Origin of the sequence: Nostoc sp. TCL240-02 (genome assembly GCF_013343235.1) — a bacterium.
Taxonomy (GTDB): domain Bacteria; phylum Cyanobacteriota; class Cyanobacteriia; order Cyanobacteriales; family Nostocaceae; genus Nostoc.
The window spans coordinates 458,675-475,845 of record NZ_CP040094.1 but is presented as its reverse complement, the minus strand read 5'-3'; the positions used below and the strand labels follow the sequence as shown (position 1 = coordinate 475,845).

Genomic DNA, 17,171 nt, shown 5'->3' with positions numbered 1-17,171 from the left:
TTAGAAGTAAGTAAATGAAGACAGGTGCATAATGAAACTACAAGATTTCTTGGGAAAAGATGAGAAATGGTCATTTGATGCGATCGCAGAAGATGCAGATTTGTCTCGTCAAATTCAGATATTGTTAATCGGTTTAGGTTTGCTAGAATCTCCAGCCGATGGGAAATTTGGCCCTGTTTCTGTGATATCTCTCAAAAAATTTCAAGAATTAACCAAGACTGAAGAGAGTGGGTTTTTAGGAGCAGTCACAGCCAAGGAACTGATTGAAACCAAAATAGACGATCTTCCTAAACCCCCTTTAAAATTAGGCAATGACATCGCTAGTAAGATTGTGAAATATATGGTAGCCAAAGGTTATCAGGTATTTACCAATCCCAAAGAATACAACATTGTTTATATAGAGGGCATAGATGCAGACTGGACTCTCAACAGTGATACACCTAATGAATTTAACGATCGCCGGATTGTGATTGAAGTAGTGAATGGTGTTCCCAAAATCGTAGACCACTGGGAAGCAACTACAGAACCAGGAAAGTATTACACTTATAACCCGATGAATCCCAAAGGAGCGGCTAGGATTCAGTTTGGACAATACAAAGCTTGGGCTGTTGGTATTCACGGCACAGCAGAGCCTCACGAAGCATTAGTGCAAGTTGGAGATATCACTGTTTGTAGAGATTTCAACCAAGATTTTAAACGGACTGGCGACAAGCTTGATACAGGTGATAATTTTTATGTGAATCAACACTACGGCTTTGATTTTCCCCGGAATGATATTCGCCTTGCCAGTGCAGGTTGTTTAGTGGGACGGACTCGTGATGGACATAGAGAATTTATGGCGATTGTTAAACAAGACCGCCGTTATGTCGCTAATCGCAAATATACTTTTTACACTACCGTGATTCCTGGCGATGATTTACTAAAAACGTTTCCAGGATGAGGTAATGGTTAATTGGTAGCATTTATTGTTGTGATGCAACATTTAGTAAGGTAGCACAGCTGTGCTATCTTACTTTGTCTAACTTTGTTCTTGTGGTTGCCCTATCTGTGCCGTCAATTTCTCTTTATCTTGTCTACGTTTTTTGGCGTAAAGTTGAATAGTGACTGCCATCAAGATAATCATGGCAAAAATAGCCCAAGCAGCGATGTCTGTAGGTAGATTATTCTTAAATACAGCCAGCAACACGATCGCTACTAACATAACTGTAGGCGCTTCATTTAAAGCACGTAATTGCTGACCACTCCAGCCACATTCGCCTACTGCTAATTTCTTCATCAGCCGAGCGCAGTAATGATGATAACCAATTAAAATCGCCACAAACAGCAGTTTGATATGTAACCAGCCCTCTTTTAAAACGTCTGGTTCAGTGGTTAATAAACCGATGGCCATTGCGATCGTCACGTACATTCCCGGATTCGTGATGATGTAGTAGAGACGCTTTTCCATAATTTGATACTGATTTTTCAATATCGTTTGCGCTGGCTCAGGTTCAAGATTCGCTTCAACGTGATAGATAAAAAGGCGTACTAGGTAGAACAAACCGGCGAACCAAACTACAAATCCGACAATATGAAATGCTTTAAACCAAGAATAAGCCATGAATACTCATCTCCTTTACTTGTGGTTGTGAACCATTTTTAGTGGTAATAAAAAGTTCACAAATGCAGTCTGGAATAACATTATAAGTCGGGCAAAAATCCAGAATTCATTTCTTTTCCACTGATAAATCATCAGTGTTTATCTGTGGTTTCATTTTTATAATATCGATTTTTGCCAAAGGTATATTGTCAATGAGCATCTTTACGACGCACAAAGGGTAAAAGGTCTTCCAAAATTACCTCGTGATAATGTTCTTGAGGATAATGTCCAACGTTATTAAGTTTTATTAATTCGGTATTTGGTGCTGAATCTGTAAATTTTTGGGCAACGTCTACAGATAACCAAGGGTCAATCATTCCCCATTGAATCAGAATTGGCTGTTGCCATTCTTTAAAACCAGATTCAATTTCGGTCATTGCTGAATCAAGCTGTAAATTGCGAATACTTGATAACAGACTCCGCCCAGATGAAGAACTTTTCAAAAATGGTTTTCGATAAATATCTAATTCCTTATCTCCTATGCGATAACGGCTACCACCTTCTAGGGTTCGGTCAACTAATAAAGGGTCTTGAGTCATGACTTCGCCTACCAAAGGTAAACCCATTTGTTTAATTTTCCAGGGTAATTTGGCAGCAGTTGATATTGGTGTATTTAAAATAGCTAAGTTGGCAATTTGTTCTGGATGACGCAAAGCATATTGCAGTCCTACAGAACCTAAAAATCCTTGGACAACTAAAGAAAAATGTTCAAGTTCTAAGGCTTTGACAAATCCTTCTAAAGCCGTGATAAAAGCATCGGGAGTGTAAGCAAAATCTCGTTTTTCTGGTTTTGCAGAAAAGCCGTAACCAATCCAATCTGGTGCGATCGCTCTTGTACCTTGATTCGCTAGAGCCGGTATAATATTACGCCAACTGTAACTTTGTGAAACCAAGCCGTGTAACAACAACACAGGCGCTAAGTCAGTTCTGCCGATTGGTAAAGATTCTCGATAAAACCATTCCAGTGAATCTACATTGATTTTATGTTCTGTTATTGACACTCTATATTCCTATGGATTGGGCATTGGGCATCCCTTCGGCTCCGCTCAGGGCAGGTGGGAATTGGGCACTTGTACTGAGCGAAGCCGAAGTATTGGGAATTGGGAAGTGGAAATTAGGCATGGGTTATTTATTCTCTTTGTCCCCCTTGTCCCCTTGTCTCCCTTGTCCCCCTCATCTCTCTCATTTCCCCACTCCCTACTCTCCACTCCCCACTCCTTGAGAAATAATCATCTCACGAATTGCATAAGCTGTAGCGGGTGCTAGTAAAACGCCGTTGCGATAGTGTCCGGTAGCCAGGAGGATGTTGCTAAACCCTGGCAACTTACCAATAACTGGAGCTGGACGACCTTCGGGACGGGGACGTAACCCTGACCAAGTGCGGATAATGGTTGCTGTGGCTAATTCTGGGCAAAATGCGATCGCTTGTTCTCTAACAGATTCCAACAGTTCTTGATTTGGCGGTATCTTATCGCCATTGCTGGGAAATTCCACTGTTGCACCTACCCAATAATCTCCACCGCCCACAGGAACAACATGTACATCATTACCCGTTATCGCTGGCTGAAAGTCGGGATTGCCTAATGGATGCCCTACACGCATTTGCAAGGCTTGCCCAAGTACAGGGCGGATATCAATTATCTGATTTAATTTTGCCGTCAGAGGTGTAGAACCTAGCCCTGCTGCAATTACAAACCAATCTGCTGTTATTTTTCCTTCTGTCGTCTCAAGTTGATGGCAAAATTCAGGTGTTGAGGTTGGGGCATCCAAAACAGTCACGCCAAATTTGAAATTTACACCATTTTGCTGGGCAGCCTCAACTAAAGCTAATGTGAGAGCAGTTGGATCGAGTTGACGATCTTGGGGAGAATAGACAGCGCCAGTAATTTTTTCGCAATCGACTTGAGGACAGATATTCTGGAGTTTAGCCTTGTCCCATATTTCTAAATGCCAGCCTTGAGAGTGGCGAATTTCTATAAGTTTTTCCCATACTGCTAAATTCTCCTCTGCCAAACCCAGGCTGAGAATTCCCTGGCGATTAAAAGGGATTTTGCGACCTGTTAAAGCCTCTAGTTCTGGAATTAAAGTTTCATAGCGTTGGATGCTAGTTTGCCGCATCTGCCAAGCTTTGCCCTTAATTTTTTGGCTGATTGCGCCCATCAAAACGCCAAGTGCAGCCCCCGTGGAAGCTTGGGCTGGTGGTTGGCGATCGCAAACAGTAATTTTCAGCCCTTTTACTAGACTCAGTTCGTAAGCGATCGCAGCCCCAACTACACCACAACCGATAATAACTACATTCATGACTTGTGTTTGAAGTGAGAAGTTAGGAGTTAGGAGTTAAAAATTTAAAATTCCTAACTCCTATACAGACACAGATTTTTCCCGTCTCTAACTCCTAACTCTTGTACAGACGCTATTTATCGCGTCTCTAATTATTAACCCTCTTCTTTTTTAGGAAGCAGATCGAGGAATTTGTCAAGGTCTGTGAAAGCAGCTTTGGATTGATTCAAGGCAACTAGAGGATTGCTAGCACTAGTCGCTTTATCAAGTTTAACTAGGTCATTAAACAAATCTCGCGTTATTTGACGGGCTGCGGGTTGGTCTTTGGGTAGAAGGTTGGGAGTAACATAAGTCAAGTTCAGCCTTGCTTCTGTTATGGGCCCATGTATAAAGTTACGCACATTGATCCAATCACCTTTTTGGATCAGGGTTTTCAACTCATCTGAGCGATCGCGCACAGCCTGAATTTCAGGAATGTATGCCTGAATTCTTTCAAGTTGAGTCGGTGTGTAAGTTGGAGGTGCTACCGCAACACCAGGGCCGCCACAACTCATGAGGAATGTGGCCAATAATACTAAAACAAATGAAAAAATCGAGCGTTGACGCGCCATGACAATGAACTTAATTGCTTTTTGTTTACCGATTAACAGTGTCATTTTAGATCGTCGCTAGCGCAATCGTTCTTATCTGCCAAGGATTTTGCAGAAAATCTTGATATTTGATCCAAAGAGCAGAGTTTCATCTGCTTTTAAGGAATTTTTAAGTACAATTACTTAATAGGTGTTAGACAGTCCCAACAAGAAGCTATTTTTCACATCTACTTAGTTACCAGCATTGTTAGGAAAGTCTGATTTAGAGTTGCTAAATCTCAAAGGTCTTGATAAGGTAAAACACCAATAATATAAGCCTTCTGGCGGTTTATCTATCTTCAGATCACCGAAGATGCCGACGCAATTATAGGAGTGTTTTTTAGTGAATGCAGCTGAACAGGCAACAAACCTTGAACTCGCCAGCAATATTGCCACGGTGGTTAACTTGTTCAAATTCGAGTTTCCTGATGCCAAATCCGATCTCAAACCCTGGAAAAATGACCCAGAAACCAGGGAGTTAGTCGATCCAGAGTCTATAGATATTGGCTTTCACTTTCCTGGGATCAGCAAATCTTGGCGAAGTCGCAGTATTTTAATTCAAATCAGATTTTATCAAGATCCAATCAATAATTCCCGGCGTGCGATCGGCGTAGAGATAGCTGGATTCGATCATCGCGGTGAGGCGTGGCGACTTTCCACCGTAGAAAACTGGAATGTTGTCGGCGCATCTTCGCCTTCTGATGAAATCGAGGATAAGCTCAAACAGATTTGCCGACAGATTTTAGAAGTTTTTAATAAACCAAGTGAATGAAGGGGGCAGCACTTCTCTACGAGAGGCTTCTCTTTCAGAGACGCTAACGCGAACGCCAACGACTACGCTCAGTGACCAGAAGCAAGAGGAAACCTCTGCTATATTCGCGCAGCGTCTTGTAGAGAGCATCTTGCAATTTTTAATTAATAATTTTTAATTTTTAATTGGAGCGAAGCGACTTGACCACCGTAATATTTGTACATGGCACAGGCATTAGAGAACGAGAATACAACGAAACTTTTCAGGTAATTGAGCAAAAAATTTACGCCCAACGTCCTGATATCAAAGTTGCTCCCTGCCTTTGGGGTGCATTAGGTGCAAGGTTCAATGATAATCGGGCATCAGTACCCTTAGAGGATGCGACACTGGCTTTATCTTCAGGAGAAGAAGACGCAGATATTGTATTGTGGGGGCAATTATACCGCGATCCTCTGTATGAATTGCGACTGTTGTCTTTGAAACCTATTGAGTCAGGAAATCCCTTTGGGGAAGAACCAGGGGATATTTTACAATCTCGCGTAGCCAGTCTCACTCCGGTATCTCAACTGCAAGCTAAGTTGCAAGAGGCGGGAATTGCAGAGGTATTTGAGCCAGCACGAGAGGCGGTTATCCGCAGCGAACCGTATGAACAGGCTTTGCTCACAGTTTCCGAATCTGATTTGAGTGAACATTATGCACCAATAGCTAGAGCAGTTGTGGCTCAAGCAATGTTTATCAGCGAACAGCAAGAAGAATTTCCCCCCATACTCACCGATGCCCAATTGCGCGATGATGTTGTGGAATTGCTGACTCTGGCTTTGGGAGAGGCAGAGTTAGGATTGGGCGGCTGGTTATTAAAGCCATTTGTTGAACTAGCACAGCACGGCGGAACAAATTATGTCAGAGGAAACCGTCTAGAATTAACTGATAAAATTTCGCCTATGCCTGGTGATATTTTGTTGTATCTGACGCGGGGTGAAAAAATCAGGGAGTTTATCAAGCAACAAATCGAACAAGCAGAACCGCCAGTAGTTTTAATCGCTCATAGTTTGGGAGGTATTGCTTGTGTAGATTTGCTAGTGCAGCAGCAGTTGTCTCAGGTGGAATTATTGGTAACAGTTGGTTCCCAAGCACCATTTTTATATGAGATTAACGCCCTCTACAGCTTAGAATATGGGCAGTTATTGCCAGAGCATTTCCCGGAATGGTTGAATATCTACGATTTACGGGATTTTCTCAGTTACGTGGGTAAGAATATTTTCCCTGAGCGAGTGCAGGATGTGCGAGTGGATAGCAGACAACCATTTCCCCGTTCCCACGGTGCTTATTGGACAAATGCTAAAACCTGGGAGGCGATTATTTCGAGGTTGCCATAATGCTTGACTTTTTACGGTATCTAGAAAACCCCTCTCCCAAAAGGCAGAAATCGGCGGTTAGAAACCGCGTCTACACAGACAAAACCCGCCTACGCGGGTTTGAAAGCCTTAATTTTCCATTAGTCCGCGCAGGCGGACTTCGTTTGTGTAGCTGCGAATTCCATTCGCTGGAGCTTAGTGCAACATCATGCAGTTGATGGCGAAACCTGATCGCACTTTTGGGTTAATTGTGGGTATTGAAAAGTACCACGAAACTGCTTGGAACGTGCCAGGTGGGGGGCCAGCCGATGACGCGCTGAAATTTGCTCATTGGCTGCATCTGCACGATGTACCGAAGGAGAATATTCGGTTATGTTTATCAGCGCTGGAAGAAAATCATCAGTTAATTGGGGAATGTGGGTTAACTGTAGAGTTAGCAACAGAGCAAAATATCTCCGACATTGTGACTAACTTTTTATCCCCAAAGTCGGGAGATTTACTCTACATTTTTTGGGCGGGACATGGTGTGATTACCTCAGAACGAGAGCGTCGGTTGCTTTGTGCTGATGCAAATAAACAGAATTGGCAGAATTTAGATTTGAATTCTTTATTAGTTTTGTTGGGTTCCGATAAATTTCAGATTCGTAATCATATTTGTATTATTGATGCCTGTGCCAATTATGTTTTAGAGCCGAAGGGAAGACCAACTAACTTAGGTGGCAAAGCTTTTTTGAGTGGTCAGCCAAAGCAAGATAGTCAACAATTTGTGTTACTGGCTACACGGGAAGGAGAAAAAGCTGAGGTAAATTCGGAAAATAAAACAGGATACTTTTCTCAAGCTGTGCGGGAGGCTTTTGCCGCAGCTAATGGGACTTTTCCGCCGGATATGAGGGAAGTTACTGAGGCAGTTAAGCAACGGTTTATTAGTTTAGATAAAAAACAACTGCCGACTTATTTTTATTCCCGCAGTTGGGATGGAGATATTGAAAAATCTCATTTCAACCCGTTTGATATCCCGCATAATATCCAACAGAGTCAAGCTCGTAAGTTTGTTGGGAGGGATGAGGAAATAGAACAATTGCGTCAGCTATTGCAAGTAAATGATGTTGTGGCTATTAGCGATGTGACTGGACAAGGTGGGGTGGGTAAAACAGAGTTAGCTATTCAATACTCATGGCAATATTTAGAAGATTATTCTGGCGGATGTTGTTGATTAAATCCTCAAGGTATTGATTTGGGAACCCAGTTAGTAGAATTTGGAGTTGTAAATTTACCTAACTTCAATCCACCTAATGCATTAAGCCTAGCGGGTCAAGTTGCTTATTGTTGGAAGAATTGGCAAGCTGGCAAAGTTTTATTAGTATTTGATGATGTTAAAGACTGGAAGCAAATTCAACCCTATCTGCCACCTAAAGGTTCTCGGTTTAAGGTGTTGATTACCACTCGTCTAAATACAGGGTTAGTATATCCATCACTGCCGTTAGATAAATTGTCAGCAGATGGAGCCTTAGAATTATTAACAACTCTGCTGGGAAAAGATAAGGTTAAGAAAGAATTAGAGTTTGCTAAAGGTCTTTGCCGATTTGTGGATTATGTACCTATTGGACTTTACCAAATAGCAGCACAGTGCCGAGAGCCAGGGAGAGTATTATGTTAGCAGACATTCTCGCACGGCTGACATCGCAAGCATCACTATACTCGTTTGGTGTAGCAGCAGCTTTTGAGTTGAATTGGCAATCCTTAGAACCAGAGGCGCAAAAATTAGCTTGTCTGTTGAGTTTGTTTGCTTTGGCTCCTATCCCTTCGTCTTTGGTAAAATCAGCAGCAAGTTCTAGCCATTGGAAATTTTACTTAAAAGCTAACTGCGCTGTTTTAGTTGAGCGTTATTTGCTGCAAGAATTGGCAGAGGACACCTACCAAGTTCACGAACGCATTCAGGAATTATTGCGGCAGAAGTTAGAAGAGTTAGCCGAAGCAGACCAACTCAAGCGCGGCTATTGTCAAGCAATGGTATCCCTCTTCTGTCACTCTCCGAGATAAGCAAGTAGTAAATAAGTGAAATCATCCAGAAGCAAAAAAGGGTTTAAATTGGTTCATGGCACAAATTAAATGATTAAATCCTAGCAATAAATGAGAATTTGGAAAAATATCTAACCAGGGATAAATCAGCCAAAATAGTAAAAGAGGTTGGACAATTAAACGAAGATTATTAAGAGTATTCTTCCATCCAGAATTATGATTCCATTGTTGATGATGAGAAAAATCTACACAATTAACATAACTAGTACCTATCACCTCAGTTTCAATTTGAAGAGATTGATTTAAGGCTAAAAAGGCTGGGGAATTTAGACTAATCATTGTGTAAACACAAAAAATAATTTCCCACCATCTCTCTATATGTTGAAAATTTGTCAAGCGATAATCTGTCCAGCCGAGTTCCTGTTTACATTGTCGAAACCCATATTCTACCCAGGTTCTTAATCCATATAAATCGCCTAAAGTTTTTTTGAGATTTCCTTGAAGATTCGTCATGACAAATGAAGTGGAATTATCCGGCATTGTTTCTGGATCAGTAGTTATTTCCCAGTAAGTTATGGCTCTTTTTTTACCATAAATTATTTCTCGGATATATCTGATTTCGGATTTTTTATTACTAAATGTTCTCTCAAATTTGCACCACTTGTTAGCTCTAACGCTCTGATTAGCTGGTAGCCAGACTCCGTGATTACTTCTAATTGCTACAACATAAGCTAATTCATATTCATTGAGCTTTTTGATGAATTTGCTACTTTCACCATATAAACTATCGGCTAATACTAATTCAATATTAAACCCCTCATTTATTAATTCTGTAATAATTTCTGACGCTAACTCTATTTTGGTTTTATATTTATCTCCTGATTTGAGCGTCCCTTTCGGTTTAAATACTTTGAAACTTAATGGAAATGTTACATTTTCATAAACTCCATAAGCATTGACTGATACTATTCCATTATCTATTTTTCCTACACTCCCTAGATATTGTCTTGCAACATAATCTGTCTTTTTACCTTTTTTCCTATCTCCAGTTTCATCTATTACTACGGTTATCGCCTGACTATTTAATGCTTTCTTTAATTTATCTAATCTTCGGCTCTTTAATTTATTTGCTGACCAATCTGAATAGGCTATGAAATGATGTAATGACTGTGCCGAGTTTATACTTACTACTTTGGCTATTTCTGGTAATGATTTTCTTTTTATTGGTGCAATTATCCCTAAATGTAAATATTTGAAGCATTCATAATTTCTTACTTCTTTGAACAGGTCTTTATACTCTGCACAATATTCATCTATGATCGCAACTGTTGGCTGGGCATCTCTTGCCAAATGTTTTAGGATTTGTAATTCTACATCCATTGCCCTGCTTACCTGAAGAGAGTTTTTTCTTTTAATCCTTTTATTCAGAATACTCGGAAAGTGACAGAAGAGGGGTATAGCGGTTATCAGTCTTGTGAGGTACAGTAGCAGCAGTGAGTAAACCAACCCAGCAAATTCTCTATTGTCACTTCTGCGAATGCCGTATCTAATGCCTGGAGTAAATCAGGGTATGTCCTTGCACCGATGCGACGGAGAATGTTCTTAATCTTGGACCAACAATTCTCAATCGGTGAAAAATCGGGAGAATAGGGGGGGAGATAAATGAGATGAGCGCCAGCAGCGATGAGCAAAGCTTCAAGTTCATCACTTTTATGGATTGAGCAGTTATCCATGATCACCACTGCACCAGGCCAAAGTTTGGGTACGAGCTTTTGGGCGATGAAGGCATCAAAAGTCAAAGCATCGATAGAACCTAAGCCACTCCATTGGGTGAGCAGTCCTTTCAAGCTAATTGCACCAATTACCGAGACATTTTTCCCTTTGCGGTTGGGCTTTTGAGCATAGGCTGAAGGCCAGGCAAGGCGCGGGCACATTTGCGGATGAAGGACAGATTAACTCCCGATTCATCTAAGAAAATCAGCTCTTCGACGGGTATCCCCCTCAAGAGTTTCCAGTACTCAAATCGGGCTAGTTGGACTTCATCACTACCTTTTTTGTGAGGTGGAGACTTTTTTTTGAGGTTGAGGTGAAGTTTCCAGCGAACCATCCGATTCACCGTAGCTACCCCAATTAAGACCTCTGTTTTCTCGTAAAGTCGTTCCCGCAATTCGCTTAACGTCGCATCGGGCTGTGCTATGACGAGTTGGCGCAGGATTTCTAACTGTTCAGCATTCAACTTTGTTGCTGTCTGCTCAGTCCGCACCTTGGGGCCTATCATCCCCAATTCTCGATGGCGTTTGAGTAAATTTTGCACAAAACTTAAGGTGACACCAAAGTTTTTAGCCAGTTTTCGTTGGGAAATGTCACCGCAGGCATAAGCATCAACTATTTTTTGACGCAAGTCGAGAGAGTAGGCTTTCATCACCACCAATTATCAGTAGAATTGCTCTCTCCTACTGTACTGAAGTAGACTGATAACCGCTATAGCCGTAGCAAAAGATATTCTTGAGACACCCACATTGATAGAAATTGCTCAAGCAACTCTTGCCATCCCTCACCTTGCTGGAACTGCTACAGTTTACCAAGCTTGGTTAAGCGATGATGATTTAATCTGGCCTTTTTTGGGCTTGGGTAGATTTTACCAAGGTCAAGGAGCCTACGCGCAAGCCTTACCTTGGTACGAACAAAGTTTATTAGTTGCTAGAGAGCGTTTGGGTGAAGAACACCCTGATGTAGCAACTAGCCTGAACAATTTGGCAGAACTCTACTATTCACGGGGAAGGTATAGCAAAGCTGAACCTTTGTACATCCAAGCTTTGTCCATGAGAAAACGCCTGCTGGGGAATGAACACCCCGATGTGGCAACTAGCCTGAACAATTTAGCATTACTCTACCATTCACAAGGAAGGTATAGCGAAGCCGAACTTTTGTATATCGAAGCCTTGGCGATGACAAAACGCCTGCTGGAGAATGAACACCCTGATGTGGCAACTAGCCTGAACAATTTAGCATTACTCTACCATTCACAAGGAAGGTATAGCGAAGCCGAACTTTTGTATATCGAAGCCTTGGCGATGAGAAAACGCCTGCTGGGGAATGAACACCCTGATGTGGCAACTAGCCTGAACAATTTAGCATTACTCTACCATTCACAAGGAAGGTACAGCGAAGCCGAACTTTTGTATATCGAAGCCTTGGCGATGAGAAAACGCCTGCTGGGGAATGAACACCCTGATGTGGCAACTAGCCTGAACAATTTAGCATTACTCTACCATTCACAAGGAAAGTACAGCGAAGCCGAAGCTTTGTACATCCAAGCTTTGTCCATGAGAAAACGTCTGCTGGGGGATGAACACCCTGATGTGGCAACTAGCCTGAATAATTTAGCAGAACTCCATAAATCACAGGGAAGGTACAGCGATGCACAAAGGTTGGGCATCCAAGCTTTGTCTATGACAAAACTTCTGCTGGGGGATGAACACCCTGATGTGGCAACTAGCCTGAACAATTTGGCAGAACTTTACGAATCACAGGGAAGGTACAGCGAAGCCGAAGCTTTGTACATCCAAGCTTTGTCCATGAGAAAACGCCTGCTGGGGGATGAACACCCTGATGTGGCAACTAGCCTGAATAATTTGGCAGAACTCTACAAATCACAGGGAAGGTACAGCGATGCCGAACCTTTGTGCATCCAAGCTTTGTCCATGACAAAACGTTTGCTGGGGGATGAACACCCCAATGTGGCAACTAGCCTGAATAATTTGGCTGGACTCTATAAATCACAGGGAATGTACAGCGATGCCGAACCTTTGTACATCCAAGCTTTGTCCATTACAAAACGCCTGCTGGGGGATGAACACCCCAATGTGGCAACTAGCCTGAACAATTTGGCAGCACTCTATGAATCACAGGGAAGGTATAGCGATACCGAACCTTTCTACATCCAAGCTTTGGAGATTGCTGAACAACGGTTGGGGGCAAATCATCCCAATACAATAACCATTCGTAAAAATCTGGAAGACTTGCGGCGGAATCATCAGCCTTTATCCAGGAGAATGGTTGCTTTTGTCTCCCCTACATTTCAGTAATTTAGGTAATCTGCATCGGCTGCATTATCTGCCTGGGATTCAAATCCCAATCTAATAAGTAGGCAACATAATTAATTACACAATGTCATTGCAAATGCACTAAAGCCAAATAATGCGATCGCAACGCCTAAAACTACTTCTCTACGATATGCTCTGCGATGGGAGCGATCGCAATAACTGTAAATATTTTAATTTATCTATATTAATGAGCCTCTGAACCCCATTAAAGAGTCTTTTAGCTCCATTAATGAGCCTTTGAACCCCATTAAAGAGTCTTTTAGCTCCATTAATGAGCCTCTGAACCTCATTAAAGAGTCTTTTAGCTCCATTAATGAGCCTCTGAACCTCATTAAAGAGTCTTTGAACTCCATTAATGAGCCTCTGAACCTCATTAAAGAGTCTTTGAACTCCATTAATGAGCCTCTGCACTCCATTAAAGAGTCTTTTAGCTCCATTAATGAGTCTCTGAACTCCTTTCCATTATTCACCTACAGCAATTCCAGATCCTTGATTTCTTTAAAAAATCAGGGATCTAACTACAAGTAGTTTTGACTCTACTTTGTCAGAGATTATTAAATTCAGAATAAAATAGTAAATATATGTTTGTTTTTTATACTTAATTTATGATGGGAAAATTTGAAATCCAGCTTGATAAAAATGATTATCTAAGGTTAAAGCTATAACAATCTCTCGTTGTTGCATAATGATAAATGATAAACAATCAGTGAAAGAATACGATTTATCTTTATGCTTTTGAAAATATTCCCATCCCTGATTAAATAAAGTTCGCTCAATTTCGATTAATTCTATGTCAGGACTTTCTAATAAACGATTACCAACTTCAACTGCTTTATAATGAGGGTTTCGACTATTAAAAAAAGTAACCACTTCATCAAAAACGTATGTTGTTGTCATTAAAACAGGTTTAGACTTTATTAAAGTAGCCCAATTTTGTAATACTTTTTGATGAGCATCTTCATTTTTGATTTCCAGGGCTAAAATATAGCTGGTATCTAAAAAGTAGATACTTATCATGGGTTATAGAGATAGCGATCGTGGTTAATTGCACCATCTTTTACATCACATTCCACAGGATTTGAACCTAAATCCCAAATAGAAGATGTTTGTTTAATGCTAGTAATAATAATTTTTCCATTTTCTTGAAGAATCTCAAATTCTTGGTTTTCTCCTAATAGTTCTTTAGGGATTAATAAGCCTTTTTCTGTTGCTGTTAATTTCATGTTTAATTACCTCGATTTATTTTATAAGTTAATCAAATAAATTTGCTTTAGGGCGGGCAAGATGCCCACCCCACAAAATTGGATAAGGCTTACCAGTTACCTACAGGTTGAGCATCATGAGAAAACATTGCAGGATCGATTGAAATGCCTAACCCTTCAGCTACACGACGACCATAAGAAACATCTGCCCGGAAGAAGTGGCAAAGTTGACGCATTTGGATGTCTTGTCTCGCTTGAGAGAGACTACCGACGATATTATGAGCAAGACGCTCTTGCTGCTCAGGAGTTAGTAACCGATACAGATTACCTGCTTGGGTATAATCGTCGTTTCCTTCACGATGACTGTAACGATCGACTGTGACATCGCCCAAATGACTAGGTGGTTCTGCATAAGCTAGATTTTCTTTGGGCGTACCCTCAGCACTATTCGGTTCATAGTTAGGAACGCTACCGCCGTTGTTCCCCGGTGCCATAAAGCCATCTCGCTGATAATGCATCACTGGACATTTGGGCTGGTTAACAGGTAGTTGCTGATAGTTACCACCCAAGCGATACCGTTGAGCATCTGGGTAAGAAAAGATGCGAGCTTGCAGCATTTTGTCTGGAGAGAAACTAACGCCAGGAACCACCGCACTAGGGCTAAAAGCGGCTTGCTCAACTTCGGCGAAATAATTCTCAGGGTTCCGATTTAGCTCTAATATCCCGACTTCAATTAAAGGATATTCCCCTTGTTTCCAAACTTTGGTCAAGTCAAAAGGATTATCAGGATGTTTTTCCGCTTGCTCTTCGGTCATCACCTGAATACACATCCGCCATTTGGGATAATCTTTTTTAGCGATCGCTTCAAACAAATCGTGAGTCGCATGATCGGGATCTTCGCCCTTAATCTTGGCTGATTCTTCCTCTGTTAAGGTTTGATGCCCTTGCAGAGTCTTAAAGTGAAATTTACACCAAACGCGATCGCCTTCAGCATTAATCAAACTAAAGGTGTGGCTACCAAAGCCGTCCATGTGTCGATGGGTTTTGGGAATTCCCCGATCTGAAAACAGGATCGTCACTTGGTGAAGCGATTCTGGACTGAGTGACCAAAAATCCCACTTTGCATTCTGGTCTTTGCAATTAGTTTGGGGATTGCGCTTTTGGGTATGGATAAAATCAGGAAACTTCAAAGGGTCGCGGATAAAGAAAATAGGGGTATTGTTACCTACAAGATCCCAGTTACCCTCCTCAGTATAAAACTTGAGGGAAAAACCTCTAGGGTCGCGCTCGGCATCTGCTGAACCCTTTTCTCCGCCAACTGTCGAAAAGCGCAAGAGAACTTCCGTTTTCTTGCCAACTTCAGAAAAAAGTTTGGCTTTACTGTAGCGGGTAATGTCATTGGTAATAGTCAAAGTACCGTGAGCAGCCGCACCTTTAGCGTGGACAACTCTTTCAGGAATACGTTCTCTGTTGAAATGAGCCAGCTTTTCTATGAGGTGGAAATCCTGTATTAATACGGGGCCACGCGCTCCAGCTGTGAGTGAGTTCTGGTTATCACTAACAGGAATACCATCAGCAGTTGTCAAGTTTTGGGGTTCAGTCATGGGTAAAGAAGCTCTCCATTAAGTTACTCAGATTGCTGACAGTACATTTTAGTCAGTAGATAGACGGATGCCCAGTGATAGACCATACTAATTCATAGTCATTATGAGTTTATATATAAAGCATACTCGATATGACTATGAATTACAAGGAAATTTTTTGTATTTTAGTAAGATGTAGAGGCAATATATCGCTTTCTATGATGTCTTTCAGGCATTTAAATGTTTGAGAATCAACGAGCAAACATCTGTCGCCTCAATTCGATTTTCATTAACTAAATCAGTTTGATGGGTGATAAATAGAGGCCCTTCATCAGAAGAAGTGGTAATGTTACCGTGAGAACCACGAACGAGGGAAGCATCCAGAGGAATAACATCCATGAGGTAGCGAAAACCCAGTTGCTTCTTAAGTAACTTGAGAGCAATTTTTCCTTGAGGAAATTTAATCTGTGGATCGAGGAAAAGTTCTACAGGATCGTAACCAGGTTTGCGGTGGATATCTACAGTTCTAGCAAAATCAGGCGCTTTTGCGTCATCAAGCCAATAATAATAGGTAAACCAAGCATCAGACCCGGCGATCGCTACCAACTCCCCCGATCTAGGATGATCGAGGTGGTAGGCTTGTTTACCCTCTTCATCCAATACCTGCGCTACGCCTTCAGTCGCTTCTAAAAGCGATCGCACTTTTGGGATGTAAGCCGGATCGTTCACATATATATGAGCAATTTGATGATCGGCAACAGCAAAGGCAATGCTAGCCCCAAAATCAAGCAGTTCTCGCCCTAATTCTTCTCGTATAGCAATTAGACCATTTTCCCGTAATACGCGGTTCAAATCTACAGCTTTCGAGACTGGGGTAATGCCATACTCAGAAAGAATAATTACCTGAGTATTGCGTGCTTCATAGTATTTAATTAAATCGCCACAAACAGCATCTATTTCTCGTAAATCAGCTTGAATCTGTGTTTGATTGTTACCAAATTTTTGCAGACAGTAATCTAAATGTGGTAAATAAACTAGTGATAATGTAGGGCTGTAGCGTTCCTCAATCCATTTTGCAGAATTGGCAATCCATTGGCTAGAACTAATGGAAGTTTTTGGCCCCCAAAAATCGAACAAAGGGAAATTTCCTAAATCAGATTGAGTTTGCGATCGCACATCACTAGGATGAGTATAAATATCAGGTAATTTTCTCCCATCTGCGGGATACATTGGGCGGGGCGTAATGGCATAATCCACTGAAGAATACATATTGTACCACCAAAAAAGGTTGGCACAAGTAAAAGTTGAGTCAATTGATTTAGCTATTTCCCAAATTTTTGGGGACTGGACTAATTTATTAGATTGTCGCCAAAACTTCACTTCACATTCATCGCGGAAGTACCAACCATTAGCGACAATCCCATGTTCATCAGGGAATTTTCCTGTTAAATAAGTAGCTTGAACCGAACAAGTAACAGCAGGTAAAACTTTTTCAATTGACGCTACCTGGCCTTTTGCAGCCCAAGAAGATAAACATGGTGTGTTTTCTCCTAGTAAACTGGGCGTTAATCCCACAACATTTAGAACAACAGTTTTCTGCATGAAAT

At 41.4% G+C, this 17,171-nt stretch carries 18 protein-coding genes and 1 pseudogene; 7 read left to right on the top strand and 12 right to left on the bottom strand.

Going from position 1 to position 17,171, the window contains the following annotated elements; genetic code table 11:
- Positions 1–31 precede the first annotated feature (31 nt).
- Positions 32–940: a peptidoglycan-binding protein gene (locus FBB35_RS02135; RefSeq protein WP_174708276.1), complete on the top strand. Its 909-nt coding sequence runs from the start codon at positions 32–34 to the stop codon at positions 938–940.
- A 78-nt stretch (positions 941–1,018) separates the two neighbouring features.
- Here FBB35_RS02135 and hemJ read toward each other — a convergent pair whose 3' ends face one another.
- The 4 genes from hemJ to psbQ form a co-directional block, all read right to left on the bottom strand.
- The gene (gene hemJ, locus FBB35_RS02130) at positions 1,019–1,600 is read right to left on the bottom strand and encodes a protoporphyrinogen oxidase HemJ (RefSeq protein WP_174708275.1); all 582 of its coding nucleotides are present in this window, start codon (positions 1,598–1,600) and stop codon (positions 1,019–1,021) included.
- Between the two features lie 188 nt (positions 1,601–1,788).
- The gene (locus FBB35_RS02125) at positions 1,789–2,640 is read right to left on the bottom strand and encodes an alpha/beta fold hydrolase (protein ID WP_174708274.1); all 852 of its coding nucleotides are present in this window, start codon (positions 2,638–2,640) and stop codon (positions 1,789–1,791) included.
- Between the two features lie 196 nt (positions 2,641–2,836).
- Positions 2,837–3,940 carry an FAD-binding oxidoreductase gene (locus FBB35_RS02120; protein WP_174708273.1) on the bottom strand — a complete coding sequence of 368 codons (1,104 nt, stop codon included), beginning with the start codon at positions 3,938–3,940 and terminating at the stop codon, positions 2,837–2,839.
- Between the two features lie 134 nt (positions 3,941–4,074).
- Positions 4,075–4,530, bottom strand: a complete 456-nt coding sequence (psbQ, locus tag FBB35_RS02115) for a photosystem II protein PsbQ (RefSeq protein WP_174713498.1) — start codon at positions 4,528–4,530, stop codon at positions 4,075–4,077.
- Between the two features lie 361 nt (positions 4,531–4,891).
- Between psbQ and FBB35_RS02110 the strand changes: the two genes are divergently transcribed.
- The 5 genes from FBB35_RS02110 to FBB35_RS02095 all read left to right on the top strand — a co-directional run bounded on the left by FBB35_RS02110 (position 4,892) and on the right by FBB35_RS02095 (position 8,694).
- Entirely contained in the window at positions 4,892–5,320 is a 429-nt protein-coding gene (locus FBB35_RS02110) for a hypothetical protein (protein WP_174708272.1), read from the top strand.
- A gap of 179 nt (positions 5,321–5,499) precedes the next feature.
- Positions 5,500–6,675 (top strand): hypothetical protein, encoded by a 1,176-nt coding sequence (locus tag FBB35_RS02105; RefSeq protein ID WP_174708271.1) that lies wholly within the window; start codon positions 5,500–5,502, stop codon positions 6,673–6,675.
- 187 nt (positions 6,676–6,862) lie between these two features.
- Entirely contained in the window at positions 6,863–7,867 is a 1,005-nt protein-coding gene (locus FBB35_RS02100; protein ID WP_254625797.1) for an ATP-binding protein, read from the top strand.
- Positions 7,868–7,888: 21 nt separating this feature from the next.
- On the top strand, positions 7,889–8,311 hold the full coding sequence (locus tag FBB35_RS34190) for a hypothetical protein (protein ID WP_254625796.1): 423 nt from the start codon (positions 7,889–7,891) through the stop codon (positions 8,309–8,311).
- A complete protein-coding gene (locus tag FBB35_RS02095; protein WP_254625795.1) occupies positions 8,305–8,694 on the top strand; it encodes a hypothetical protein in 390 nt (129 codons plus the stop codon). The genes FBB35_RS34190 and FBB35_RS02095 overlap by 7 nt, the downstream gene beginning before the upstream one ends.
- A gap of 21 nt (positions 8,695–8,715) precedes the next feature.
- Here FBB35_RS02095 and FBB35_RS02090 read toward each other — a convergent pair whose 3' ends face one another.
- From FBB35_RS02090 to FBB35_RS34180, 3 genes are all read right to left on the bottom strand, one after another.
- On the bottom strand, positions 8,716–10,053 hold the full coding sequence (locus FBB35_RS02090; protein WP_174708167.1) for an IS701 family transposase: 1,338 nt from the start codon (positions 10,051–10,053) through the stop codon (positions 8,716–8,718).
- Between the two features lie 86 nt (positions 10,054–10,139).
- Entirely contained in the window at positions 10,140–10,607 is a 468-nt protein-coding gene (locus tag FBB35_RS34185; RefSeq protein WP_254625790.1) for a transposase, read from the bottom strand.
- Entirely contained in the window at positions 10,535–11,095 is a 561-nt protein-coding gene (locus FBB35_RS34180; protein WP_254625794.1) for a transposase, read from the bottom strand. The genes FBB35_RS34185 and FBB35_RS34180 overlap by 73 nt, the downstream gene beginning before the upstream one ends.
- Before the next feature lie 61 nt (positions 11,096–11,156).
- On the opposite strand from FBB35_RS34180, the pseudogene FBB35_RS02080 reads away from it, so the two are divergent.
- Positions 11,157–12,761: pseudogene (locus FBB35_RS02080) on the top strand (tetratricopeptide repeat protein); the annotation flags it as partial.
- Between the two features lie 197 nt (positions 12,762–12,958).
- Here FBB35_RS02080 and FBB35_RS02075 read toward each other — a convergent pair.
- From FBB35_RS02075 to FBB35_RS02055, 5 genes are all read right to left on the bottom strand, one after another.
- Positions 12,959–13,249 carry a hypothetical protein gene (locus FBB35_RS02075; RefSeq protein WP_254625793.1) on the bottom strand — a complete coding sequence of 97 codons (291 nt, stop codon included), beginning with the start codon at positions 13,247–13,249 and terminating at the stop codon, positions 12,959–12,961.
- A 133-nt stretch (positions 13,250–13,382) separates the two neighbouring features.
- On the bottom strand, positions 13,383–13,796 hold the full coding sequence (locus tag FBB35_RS02070; RefSeq protein WP_174708270.1) for a type II toxin-antitoxin system VapC family toxin: 414 nt from the start codon (positions 13,794–13,796) through the stop codon (positions 13,383–13,385).
- Positions 13,793–14,002, bottom strand: coding sequence for a hypothetical protein (locus FBB35_RS02065; protein WP_174708269.1), 210 nt, complete (start codon positions 14,000–14,002; stop codon positions 13,793–13,795). The genes FBB35_RS02070 and FBB35_RS02065 overlap by 4 nt, the downstream gene beginning before the upstream one ends.
- A gap of 89 nt (positions 14,003–14,091) precedes the next feature.
- Entirely contained in the window at positions 14,092–15,585 is a 1,494-nt protein-coding gene (locus FBB35_RS02060; protein ID WP_174708268.1) for a catalase, read from the bottom strand.
- Positions 15,586–15,792: 207 nt separating this feature from the next.
- The gene (locus FBB35_RS02055; RefSeq protein ID WP_174708267.1) at positions 15,793–17,166 is read right to left on the bottom strand and encodes an alkaline phosphatase family protein; all 1,374 of its coding nucleotides are present in this window, start codon (positions 17,164–17,166) and stop codon (positions 15,793–15,795) included.
- Positions 17,167–17,171: the final 5 nt, after the last annotated feature.